This window comes from Nocardia sp. NPDC003183, from assembly GCF_053590715.1.
Map to the genome: position 1 here is coordinate 585271 of NZ_JBSFTG010000001.1, position 11155 is coordinate 596425.

The 11155-nt window shown below is 68.7% G+C and carries 10 protein-coding genes; 5 read left to right on the plus strand and 5 right to left on the minus strand.

From position 1 onward, the window contains the following. The first annotated feature begins 93 nt into the window (after window positions 1–93). The 5 genes from ACWDXS_RS02745 (at window position 94) to ACWDXS_RS02765 (ending at window position 3826) form a co-directional block, all read left to right on the plus strand. Complete coding sequence (locus tag ACWDXS_RS02745; RefSeq protein WP_378997023.1) at window positions 94–1320, plus strand: alkane 1-monooxygenase; 1227 nt, start codon at window positions 94–96, stop codon at window positions 1318–1320. Next, the gene (locus ACWDXS_RS02750) at window positions 1317–1493 is read left to right on the plus strand and encodes a rubredoxin (RefSeq protein ID WP_378997037.1); all 177 of its coding nucleotides are present in this window, start codon (window positions 1317–1319) and stop codon (window positions 1491–1493) included. The genes ACWDXS_RS02745 and ACWDXS_RS02750 overlap by 4 nt, the downstream gene beginning before the upstream one ends. After that, entirely contained in the window at window positions 1490–1672 is a 183-nt protein-coding gene (locus ACWDXS_RS02755) for a rubredoxin (RefSeq protein WP_266289085.1), read from the plus strand. The genes ACWDXS_RS02750 and ACWDXS_RS02755 overlap by 4 nt, the downstream gene beginning before the upstream one ends. Continuing rightward, window positions 1669–2862, plus strand: a complete 1194-nt coding sequence (locus tag ACWDXS_RS02760) for an NAD(P)/FAD-dependent oxidoreductase (RefSeq protein ID WP_449961268.1) — start codon at window positions 1669–1671, stop codon at window positions 2860–2862. Before ACWDXS_RS02755 ends, ACWDXS_RS02760 begins: the two co-directional genes overlap by 4 nt. A 79-nt stretch (window positions 2863–2941) precedes the next feature. Then, entirely contained in the window at window positions 2942–3826 is an 885-nt protein-coding gene (locus ACWDXS_RS02765) for an NmrA family NAD(P)-binding protein (protein WP_449961271.1), read from the plus strand. Window positions 3827–3881: 55 nt separating this feature from the next. Here the strand turns inward: ACWDXS_RS02765 and ACWDXS_RS02770 are convergent, their stop codons facing one another. The 5 genes from ACWDXS_RS02770 to ACWDXS_RS02790 all read right to left on the minus strand — a co-directional run bounded on the left by ACWDXS_RS02770 (window position 3882) and on the right by ACWDXS_RS02790 (window position 10996). Beyond that, window positions 3882–5894 (minus strand): SDR family oxidoreductase, encoded by a 2013-nt coding sequence (locus ACWDXS_RS02770; RefSeq protein WP_378991880.1) that lies wholly within the window; start codon window positions 5892–5894, stop codon window positions 3882–3884. 274 nt (window positions 5895–6168) lie between these two features. Then, window positions 6169–7272, minus strand: a complete 1104-nt coding sequence (locus ACWDXS_RS02775; RefSeq protein WP_449961274.1) for a glycosyltransferase — start codon at window positions 7270–7272, stop codon at window positions 6169–6171. Further along, entirely contained in the window at window positions 7269–8600 is a 1332-nt protein-coding gene (locus ACWDXS_RS02780) for a glutamate-1-semialdehyde 2,1-aminomutase (protein WP_449961277.1), read from the minus strand. Before ACWDXS_RS02780 ends, ACWDXS_RS02775 begins: the two co-directional genes overlap by 4 nt. Beyond that, window positions 8600–9916 carry a GNAT family N-acetyltransferase gene (locus tag ACWDXS_RS02785; RefSeq protein ID WP_449961280.1) on the minus strand — a complete coding sequence of 439 codons (1317 nt, stop codon included), beginning with the start codon at window positions 9914–9916 and terminating at the stop codon, window positions 8600–8602. The genes ACWDXS_RS02780 and ACWDXS_RS02785 overlap by 1 nt, the downstream gene beginning before the upstream one ends. A gap of 9 nt (window positions 9917–9925) precedes the next feature. Beyond that, window positions 9926–10996 (minus strand): hypothetical protein, encoded by a 1071-nt coding sequence (locus ACWDXS_RS02790; RefSeq protein ID WP_449961282.1) that lies wholly within the window; start codon window positions 10994–10996, stop codon window positions 9926–9928. Window positions 10997–11155: the final 159 nt, after the last annotated feature.

Here is an 11155-nt window from a genome sequence, read left to right on the forward strand (position 1 = left end):
GTGTATCCAATCGGAACAACACGCGCTAATGTGTAAACGAAGGTGACTTCGAGCGAGAAGGTGTCCGAAGTCTCGGTGATGAGGAGAATGGCAATGACGACATCTCGAATCGGTGACCACGCAGGATCGGCGGCCCCGCCGCAGTGGCGAGATCCCAAGCGATACCTGTGGCTGTTCGGCCTCGTCGCCCCCAGTGCGACGCTGCTGGCGACTGGGTTCGTGTGGGCCTTCAACCAGTTCGGCTGGCAGGCCGTCGCGCCCGTGTGGTGGTGGCTCGGGCCGATCCTGCTGTATGTGCTGCTGCCGACCCTCGACCGGTTCTTCGGGCCCGACGGCAAGAACCCGCCCGAGGAGGTGATGGAGCAGCTGGAGAACGACAAGTACTACCGCTACTGCACCTACGCCTACATTCCGTTGCAGCTGTTCAGCCTGGTGTTCGCCTGCTACCTGTGGACCGCGGACAACCTGTCCTGGCTCGGCATCGACGGTGGTCTCGGCCTGATCTCCAAGATCGGTCTGGCCTTCACGATCGGCGCCATGGGCGGCGTCGGCATCAACACCGCGCACGAACTCGGCCACAAGAAGGACGAACTCGAACGCTGGCTGTCGAAGATCACGCTGGCCCAGACCTTCTACGGCCACTTCTACATCGAGCACAACCGTGGCCACCACGTGCGCGTCGCGACGCCGGAGGATCCGGCCAGTGCGCGCTTCGCCGAATCGTTCTGGAGCTTCTTGCCGCGCAGCGTGTGGGGCAGTTTGACCTCGTCGTGGGAGCTGGAGCGCACCCGCATGCAGCGGCTGGGCAAGAGCACGTTCTCGCTGCAGAACGACGTGGTGAACGCCTGGCTCATGTCGGTGGTGCTGTGGGTGGGGCTGGTCGCGGTGTTCGGTCCGTCGATTCTGCCGTTCCTGGTGATCCAGGCGATCTACGGTTTCTCGCTGCTGGAGACGGTGAACTACCTCGAGCACTACGGTCTGCTCCGGCAGAAGACCGCCTCGGGCCGCTACGAGCGCTGCACCCCCGAGCACAGCTGGAACTCCGACCACATCGTCACCAACATCTTCCTCTACCACCTGCAACGGCACAGCGACCATCACGCCAACCCCACCCGCCGCTACCAGATCCTGCGCCACATGGACGGCGCGCCCGAGCTGCCCAGCGGCTACGCGAGCCTGATCGGCCTGGCCTATGTGACGCCGTTGTGGCGCAAGGTGATGGACCATCGCGTGCTCGCCCACTACAACGGCGACATCACCCGCGTGAACATCCAGCCCAGCAAGCGGGCGCGGGTCCTGGCGAAGTACGGAGTGAACTGATGGCCTACCTCTGCCCGATCTGCGACTACGTCTACGACGAGCGATTCGGCGCTCCCCGTGAGGGTTTCGCGCCCGGCACGGTCTGGTCGCAGATCCCCGACGACTGGTGCTGTCCCGACTGCGGTGTGCGCGAGAAGGTCGACTTCGAACCGAGGGAAGGCGCGACCCGATGAGCGACTATCGACTGTTCCAGTGTGTCCAGTGCGGCTTCGAATACGACGAGGCGCTCGGCTGGCCCGAGGACGGTATCGAACCCGGCACCCGCTGGGACGACATTCCCGACGACTGGTCCTGCCCCGACTGTGGTGCCGCCAAGGCCGATTTCGATATGCGGGAGGTGAGCCGCGGATGAGTGGACGGATCGTCATCGTCGGCACCGGTGTCGCCGGCGCCACCGCCGCCCAGACCCTGCGACGCGAGGGCTACGCCGGTGAGATCGTGCTCGTCGGGGCCGAACCCGACCTGCCGTATCGCCGACCGGCGGTTTCCAAGGAGCTGCTCGCGGGCACTACGCCGTTCCAGCGGGCGGTGCTGAAGCCGGTGAAGTTCTGGGCCGACAACGCGGTCGATCTGCGCCCGGCCACGCTGGTGCGCGCGATCGACACCGACAGCGCGACAGTGCGTTTGAGTACCGGCGAGGTGCTCGGCTACGACAGCCTGCTGCTCGCCACCGGAGCTGGCGCACGCACGATCGACACCGCGTCCACCCGCGTGCACACCTTGCGCGGACAGGCCGACGTCGTCGCACTGCAAACCGCGATCGACGGGGGCGGCTCGCTGCTCATCATCGGTGGCGGGCTCATCGGCTGCGAAGTCGCCGCCACCGCGCGCGGTCTCGGCGCCGAGGTGACGCTGTTGAACGCCGGGCCGGGGTTGCTCGATCGGGTAGTGCCGAACGCCGTGTCGGACCTGGTGCGCGACATCCACATCGAGCACGGCGTCGTCGTCGAGAACAGTGTCACCACCACACAACTGGTCGACACCGCCACAGGCGTCACCGCGACCACCACCGACGGCCGCACGTTCACCGCGGCCGCCGCCCTGGTCGCCATCGGCTCGATCCCCGACACCGCCCTGGCCGAATCCGCCGGCATCGCGGTGAACGACGGCATCATCGTCGACCAGCACTACCGCACCTCGGTCCCCGCCGTCTTCGCCGCGGGCGACGCCACCACCGCATTCAACCCCCGCCGTGGCGAATACGAACGCGGCCAACACTGGAACACGGCGATGTCGGACGGCGCCGCGGCCGCCAGAGCCATCCTCGGCCACCCCGCGGCCCCCGCCGAAGTCCCGTGGGGCTGGACCGACCAGCACGGCCTGTCGATGCACTTCGCAGGCTGGCTGCACCCGCACGACGACCTGGTCATCGACGGCGACCTCGGCTCCCGGGACTTCCTCGCGATCGCCCTGCACAACGGTCACCCCGTCGGTGCCGTAGCCATGGCAAGACCGAGAGAGCTCAGAGCCACCCGTACCCTCATCGCCGCAGGGCAGCCGTGGTCACCGAACGCGTCCCTCGACCTGGTTCGTTCACGCTGAACCGAGAGCCGGCGAATTCGGCGAAATCTGTCGGCTGTTGCGGTCAGGAACTGGCCGCGATGGGTTTTAGCGTGGGGTTATGGAACTGAGAGAGGACGCGAAGAAGGTTGTTGTCACTACGCCGGTCGGGCATGTGGGGGCTCGGGTTGTGCAGTTGCTGGTGCAGGCGGGGGTCCGGCCGACGGTACTGATGCGCGATCCAGGGCGGCTCGATGCCGCGATGCGGGAGTTCGTCGATGTCGTGCGGGTCGATCAGGGGGATTCGGAGGCGGTGGTGCGGGCCACCGTGGGTGCGGATCGGTTGTTCTGGGTGGATCCGCCTGCGCTGGTGGAGGGTGATCCGGTGGCGGGGTTCGCGCGGATGGGAGCGTCTGCGGCGCGTGCTGTTGTCGAGAACGGGATCGAGGCGACGGTGTTCGTCAGCAGTGTGGGTGCTGAGAAGCGGGGTGGGGCCGGGGAAATCGACGGGCTGGCGCGGACCGAGGAGCTGCTCGACAAGACCGGGGCGAATGTGGTGCACCTGCGGTGCGGCTACTTCTTCACCAATCTGCTGACCCAGCTCGACGAGATCCGGGCGGGCACGCTGTCCACACCGTGGCCGCCCGACCATGCGATGGCCTGGGTGGATCCGCGCGATATCGGTGAGGTGGCGGCGGCCCGACTGCTGTCGGATGCCTGGTCGGGGCGTGTCGTGCAGGCCGTGCACGGTCCGCGGGATCTGACATTCACCGAGGTCGCCGAGATTCTCGGCCGGCAGTTGGGCCATGCGGTCACCCCGATCCACCTCGCCGACAACGAGTTCCGGGAAGCCCTGCGATCAGCGGGGCTCGGACAGGGCCAGATCGACGGAATCGCCGGTATGTCCGCGGGATTGAGTTCCGGATTCGTCGCGGAGACCCCGCGAACGGTGCTCACCACCACGCCGACGACCCTCGCCGCCTGGGCGAGCACCTGGCTGCGGTGAACCGAACCGGCCGGTCACGACGAACATCGTGACCGGCCGGGTGTTCAGGGTGATGTCACCAGTGCACGCCGGGCAGCACCCGGCTCATGCGGGCCGCCGAGTTCGGCATCACCATCAGCGGCGCGAAGACCGGGCCGAGGACGGTGAGGGCATTGCGCGTAGGTTCGGCGGGCTCGGTGACCGCGGCGGGAACGGACTTACCCTGTGCCGCAGTGGATTCGCCGAAGAACCGGAACCCGGTGTGCATGATCGTGCGCTTGAGCGAGGGCAGGAACATCTCGACCGCCTGGGCGAAGGTGCCCGCGGGGGTGTCGATGCGGTCGGGGCGTTCCAGCAGAGCGCGGACCACGATGTCGGCCGCCCGGTCGGGGTCGGGCAGGGGCAGCGAGCGGTAGAGATCGGTGGGCGCGATCATCGGGGTGCGCACGAGCGGCATCCGGATCGAGGTGAAAGACACACCGTCGCCACGGTTTTCGACGGCGGCGATATCGCTGAAGTTGTCCAGGGCGGACTTGCTCGCGGCATAGGCGGCGAAGCGAGGTGCCTTGGTCTGCACGGCGATGGAGGAGATGTTGACGATGTGGCCGAAGTGACGTTCGCGCATCGAGGGAAGCAGCCCCAGGATGAGGCGGACGGCACCGAAGTAGTTGACCGCCATGGTGCGTTCGAAGTCGTGCATCCGGTCCACCGAGTTGGCCACCGAACGGCGGATGGAGCGACCGGCGTTGTTGATCAGGTAGTCGACATGGTGGTGCTCGGTCAGCACGGTCTTGACGAGGAGGTCGACCGCCTCCGAGTCGGTGATGTCGCAGGGGTAGGCGAACGCGGTGCCCCCTTCGGCGCGCACGGATTCCGCTGCGGCCGTGAGATCTTCGACGCCACGGGCGATCATCAGCACGATCGCGCCACGGCGGGCGACGGCGTGGGCTGTGGCCAGGCCGATACCCGAGGACGCGCCGGTGATCAGCACCGTGCGGCCCGAGAGCGGGTGCGCGTCGGCGGCGGGACGACCGCGGTGCGGGTCCAGATTGACGCGCCAGAAGTCCCAGAGACGGTCGGCGTAGGTGTCGAAGGCGGGCACGGTGAGGCCGGGCAGTACCGCCTGGGTGGAATCGGAGACGAAGTCGGCGGTGAATCCGACGTGGGGTGCGACCTCGGCGGGAATACCTGCCTGTTCGAACAGGAAGTCGCGCACCGTGTTCGCGCCGGGCACGTGGCCGAGCCCGCTCAGCGCGCGTGCGCTGCCGGGCACGGTGCCGATGCCGACCGGACCGCCCGCGGCGGCGGCCAGTGCGCGGTAGATCTCCCCGAACGGCTGCGGCCGCGGGTTGACCAGGTGGAACGTGCGCCCGTCCAGGCCGTCGCGGCGCACCAGTCGCACCATCGCCTCGGCGACGTAGTCGACCGGCACCACATTGGTCGCACCCAGATCGGGCAGCGGCAGCGGCAGTTCGGACGGCAGACCGGCCAGCGTCGAAATGGCCGAGAAGAAGTAGTAGGGGCCGTCGATCTTGTCCATCTCGCCGGTCCGCGAATCGCCGACGACGATCGCCGGGCGATATACCCGCCAGCGCACGTCGGTGGCCTCGCGAACAAGTTTCTCCGCGGCGAACTTGGTGCGGTGGTACGGCGAGGTCAGGTTCTGGCCGAGGTCGAAATCCTCCTCGAAGAATTTGCCGCGGTGATCGCCCGCCACCGCCACCGAGGACACGTGGTGCAGGGTGGCATCGAGGTTGCGGGCCAATTCGATCACCGAGCGAGTGCCCGCGACGTTGGCCGCGTGGGCGGTCTCCTCGTCGGCGGTCATGTCATAGACCGCGCCGAGGTGCAGTACGTGATCGGCACGCGGTGCGCCGTCACCGAGACCGAGGCCGTCGGCGGTCAGGTCCCCGACCAGCGCGAACACGCGGTCGCTGTCGGGATGTTGCGCATTGTGTGCGGTGAACTTGGGCAGCGACTCGGCGCGCACCAGCACGTGCACGATCGCGGTGGGGTCGGCTGCGAGCAGCCCCCGCACCACGCGTCGACCCAGAAATCCGGTACCGCCTGTCACGATGTAGGAAACCATCGCTCCTCCTGAAAATCTCGAAACACGGTGTCGCGCAACAGTGATCGGCATGCGGCGGTGAATGCGAAATCAACGGTTGAGGTCCAGCAGCAAAGTGGCTGGAGAGAAACCGGGCACATCGTCGTCCCGGCTACGCTTACCGTACTCGCCAGTAACCTAGCCGGGCAAGCTGATGGCGTGGTATCACCGTGTGGGAATTGTCACCCATCGCCGCAGGTCAAAGGGTATGTGTGACAGATACTTTCAGTAACCGAGAGTTTCAGACAACATGTCGCTACCGATCCGCCAGGACGTCGCCGACAGTGCTCGCGATCCTGGTGCGGAACACCTCGGGGGCGAAGGTGCGGGCGTGCTCGCGGATCTTCACGGGATCGTAGGACGCCGAGCGGAATTCGCCCATCACGTCGGCCAGCGCCGCGATGACGTCCGCATCGGATCCGGCCGGTACGTACTCGCCGGTGACGCCGGGGCGCACCGTATCGAGGGCGCCACCGGCACCGACCGCGAGCACGGGCGTGCCGCAGGCCATCGCCTCCACCGGGACGATGCCGAAGTCCTCGATGCCCGGCATGAGCAGGGCTTGGCAGCGCCGGTACATGTCCTGCAACAGCTCGCCGGAGGTGGCGCCGAGGAAGGTCGTCTCCGAGCCCGCGATCTCGTCGAGCTGCGCGCGGAACCGGCCTTCGCCGAGAACCACCAGGCGAACCCCGGCCCGCTGCGCGGCGCGAATGGCGAGGTCGGCGCGCTTGTAGGGCACGAGCCTGCCCGCGCACAGGAAGAAGTCCTCGCGTGCCACCGACCGATCAGGGGTGAAGCGGCTGACCTGCACGGGCGGGTTGACGACCGAGGCGGGCAGCCCCCACCATTCGGTGACCCGCTCGGCGACCGCGTGCGAGTTGGCGATGACGTGGGTGAGCCGCGGGGCGGCGCGCAGTTCGCCCCGCCGGGCCAGGGTGCCCAGCGCGCCCAGCGCCAGCTGCCCGATACGACCGCCTGCCTCCTGTGCGCGGAATTCGCGATCCCACGCCCAGCGGGCGGGGGAGTGCACGTAGGCGACCACCGGTGCGTCGGTGGCCAAGGCGGCCTGGGTGGCGAACGCGTGATGGCTGATCACCACGACATCGAAGTCGCGCAACGGCATTCGCCGCAGCGCGCGCGGGACCAACGGGAGCAGGGGAGCGTGCCTGCCGCCGGTGTAGGTGTGCGCCGTGCTGAGCCAGGTGTCGTGCACAGTGCGCACGGGCTCGCGCAGGCCGCCCGGCGCGACGATCGGTGCGAAAACCTCGGCATCGGGCCAGGTTTCGACGAATTCGGCGACCACAGCCTCGGAGCCGCCGAACTCGGTGAAACGTTCGTGGACGATGGCGACACGGGTCATCGGCGGGTGCTCGCTTCGATCTGTCGGGGCGCGGCGGTGCGACGCAGGGCGGGGGCGACCGGGCGACCGGTCAGCAGGCCGTCGACGGTGCCACGGGCGAGGGCGGTGCGGTACACCCGAGCGGCCTCGGCGAACGCGGCGATGGTGTGGTCGACGGCGGTGTCGTCGTGGGCGGCCGAGGTGACGAACGACTGACCGAGGACGCCTCGGGTCAGCATCTCCTGGATGAACAGGGTTCGAAAGGCTTGGGAAGCAACACCATCGGCGTCGTGCGTACGGAAAATGGAGCAGGACGGGCGCCCCGTCACCGACAGGTGCCCGGCGATGCCGAGCTCGGCGGCGATCGCGTTCGCTCCCGCGGCCAACCGGCTACCGGCCGCTTCCATCCGGGCGACCGGGTCCTCGGTGCGGTAGGCGTGCACCACCGCGCGAAATGCCGCCAGCGACGCGGTCTCCGGGCCGTGCGTGGTCGACAGCAGGAACACGCGGTCGTGGTCGGTCCGAAGCCCGCCGCGTTCCATGTACTCGCGTTTGCCCGCCAGCGCCGCGATGGGGAAACCGTTTCCCATCGCCTTGCCCCAGCACGACAGATCGGGGGCAACGCCGTATACGGCCTGCGCGCCACCCGCCGACCAGCGGAAACCGGTGATCATCTCGTCGAAGACCAGCAGGGCGCCGTACCGGTCGCACAGGTCGCGGACCGCGGACAGGTAGCCGTGTTCGGGTTCGCCGGTGGCGGTCGCGGGTTCCATCACCACGGCGGCGATCGGCGACGCGGCCAGGACCCGACGCAGCGCGGAGAGGTCGTTATAGGGGAAGGTCGCGGTGTCGACCGGGGGGATACCAGCTGACATCGGTGTGGTGCCGATGAACCAGTCGTCGACGGAGAAGAAAGGCTGCTGACAGACCGCGACGCGGTCGCGTCCGGTCACCGCGCGGGCCAAGCGCACCGCGGCGGTGGTCGCGTCGGAACCGTTCTTGGTGAACTTCACCATGTCGGCGCCGGGGACCAGATCCAGGAAGTCCTGGGCGGCCAGCAGTTCCAGCTCGGTGGGGCGGGTGAAGCTGACCCCGTCGGCGATGGCCGACGACACCGCGTCCAGCACGGGTCGGTACGCGTGGCCGAGCGTCACCGACCGCAACCCCATCCCGTATTCGACATAGCGATTGCCGTCGGCGTCCCACACGTGCGCGCCCTTGCCGCGCACCAGGATCGGCGCCATGTTCTCCGGGTACTGATCGGCGCCACGAGCGTAGGTGTGCGCGCCGCCCGGCACCAGATCGTGCAGGCGGGCCTGGATCTCATTGCTGCGCTGGAACGTTCGCATCAGCGGCGACCTCCGTGACTCGGTGGTGTGGTCAGGGCCCACAGGCGATGGTCGGCGCGGACGCCCGTGGGGCCGCAATGGTCGTGCAGCACACCTTCTTCGGTGAAATGGGCGGCAGTCAAAGCGGTGTTCGGCGCGGGGTCGGCGCTGGGGACTTCGGCGGCGATCCGCCGAAGCCCGAGTTCGTCGAACCCGTGTTCGGCGACCGCCCGCAGCGCCGCCCCCAGCTGCGTGGCCTCGACGAGCTCGGGATCCGCCCAGGCCGACAGCCGGGCGACGCGCCCGGTCATCGTCGGTTCGAACAATCGGATCTCCCCGGCGTACCGGCCCTCGGTGCGGAGCACGAGGACCAGCCCGCCGGGTGACCGCAACCCGTGACGGGCGTTGCGCAGGGCGCGGTGCCACTCGCGCCGATGCCGGCGCCGGTCGGTCGGTGCGAGTCGGGCGCGGTGTGCGGTAGCGGCCGCCTGCCAGTCGACCCGGTCGGTGCGGGACAGGCTGCGCACCGCGATGTTCGGTGCGCCGGTGACGGTGATCCGCACCGCCCGGGCGAGCGTGTATCGACGCAGACGGCGAACGACCATCCACAGGAACAGCCGCAGCGCGGCGATCGCGATGATCGCCGGTGCGGGCCCACCGGTGCGCGAGGATGGATCGGTTGCCGGTGCCGGGAACCGTGGCGCAACCGCGAAAGTCTCGGGGGTCGAACTGTCACGTGCGGTCCACGCCCACAACGCGTGGTCACGCAGCGACCCACCCGCGTCGAAGGCCACGGCCATGGTGGCTTCCTTGCGGAAGCCGAGGGCGCGCACCGATCCGGCGGCGGGCAGGTTGGCGGGCGAGATCGGCGCGACAACGCGTACCAGCCCGAGCGCGGTGACCCCGTAGTCGAGCAGCATCGCGCCCGCCACGGTGATCACCCCGTGGCCTGCCCAGCGGGCGTCGATCCAGGCGCTGGACTCGGCGGTCCTCGTCGCAGTGTCGATGACGCAGTACTCCAACTGTCCGACGAATTGTCCGTCGACCTCGATCGCACCCGCGTAGCGGCGTCCGGCGCGCATGTCGGCACGGGCCAGCAGACATTCGCGCGCCCAGCGCCGCGCGGTGTGCCGTCGTTCCCACGGCAGCGGGGAGGTGCTCCAATACGGTTCGATATGGGCGCGATCACGCAGTCGGATCTCGCGCCACGCGGCGAAATCCGACATCCGGGGTGGGCGCAATCGGATCTCGTGGCCGTTGTGCCGCACCGGGCCGAGGGTCAGCTGTGACAATTCGCGGTCGCTCGGCCGTTGTTTGCTTCGGTAGGAGATGGTCACGCCGCGGAGCTAGCTGTCGCGTGGTTCGGTGGGAGTCGCGCGCGGACTGCCCGGCGTGTACCCGACCCGAGGCAGCGCCATGGTCTCGGGATCGTGCGAGAGGGTGGCCGAGCGCGGGGTGACCGGGGCAGCGCGGCGTGGCGGCGTGTCGAACGACGCCGGGGGAGTCGGCGACGCGCGGATCCGGGAATCGGCGGCGGGTGGACGGGTTTCCACCGCGGGAGCACGGTTTTCGGGTGCTCGGGTTTCCGGCGTGGGCGCGACCTTGTCGATGTCGGCCCCCGTGGGATCGGCCGGCTTCTTGCCGCCACGTCGACGGCCACGAGCCACCCCGGCCAGCACCAGACCTTCGGCGACCACGATCACTGTGGCCAGCGCGGCGAACAGCCCTTCCTGCACCGGGTGCGGGGCGACCAGTTCCCAGGAGGGCGCGGTGAGCACCGTCAGACGCGCCGGGCCGAGTACCTGGCGGAACTCGGTCTCGCGCGCGACATCACGGGCGTCGAAACTCAACTCCGGGCGCAGCGGATCATCGGAGAGCCGCTTGGAGAAGGTGTCCTCGACCGCGCGCCGGTGTGCCTCCAGGTCGGCTGCGGACCGGGCGATCGCCTCGGTCCGCATCTGGGAACCGACGCTGTCGAGCGACTGTTCGACCGCCACGACCAATTTCGAGGCCTGCTCGGGCGAGCCGGCCTCGGCGGTGATGATCAGCAACGACGGCGCGGGACCGGTCATCGCCGACACCCGCGAGCGCAGATCCGCTTCCGAGGGTGCGAGCCCGTTCTTCACCACATCCGAGAGCACGCGGGTATCGGTGACCATCACGATGTAGGGCTGGGTCAGTTCGTTGAACACCGCGCCGATCGAGGGCTGCGAGATCTGGACGGTGATGCTCGCCTGGTAGGTCCGCTCGCTCCCGTCACGAACCAACCACACCGCGCCGCCGACGATGATCGCGGCGACCAGGGCGAACGGCAGGACCCGGATCAGCTGGCGGAGGTGGCCCGCGATGTTCACCACGGGCATCGACCGCCCGCCGGAGTCGAGGTCGGCGGTCGACGGCGACTCGGTACTGCTCACACTTCCCCCACATTTCACGCATCAACACTTCTCGATCACCGGCCCCCGAAGCCGGTACGGCCGTCACTTCGGCACGACCGAGTTGCGATGACGATACCTCAGGTCGGCCGGACGGTCGCGTCGGCGAACGCGGCCGAACCCCGCCGAACCTGCACTGTT

Coding starts and splice junctions, on each gene's coding strand:
- ACWDXS_RS02780 (WP_449961277.1), bottom strand. CDS start 8,600: ATGCGAACGTTCCAGCGCAGCAATGAGATCCAGGCCCGCCTGCACGAT.
- ACWDXS_RS02770 (WP_378991880.1), bottom strand. CDS start 5,894: ATGGTTTCCTACATCGTGACAGGCGGTACCGGATTTCTGGGTCGACGC.
- ACWDXS_RS02745 (WP_378997023.1), top strand. CDS start 94: ATGACGACATCTCGAATCGGTGACCACGCAGGATCGGCGGCCCCGCCG.
- ACWDXS_RS02760 (WP_449961268.1), top strand. CDS start 1,669: ATGAGTGGACGGATCGTCATCGTCGGCACCGGTGTCGCCGGCGCCACC.
- ACWDXS_RS02765 (WP_449961271.1), top strand. CDS start 2,942: ATGGAACTGAGAGAGGACGCGAAGAAGGTTGTTGTCACTACGCCGGTC.
- ACWDXS_RS02755 (WP_266289085.1), top strand. CDS start 1,490: ATGAGCGACTATCGACTGTTCCAGTGTGTCCAGTGCGGCTTCGAATAC.
- ACWDXS_RS02775 (WP_449961274.1), bottom strand. CDS start 7,272: ATGACCCGTGTCGCCATCGTCCACGAACGTTTCACCGAGTTCGGCGGC.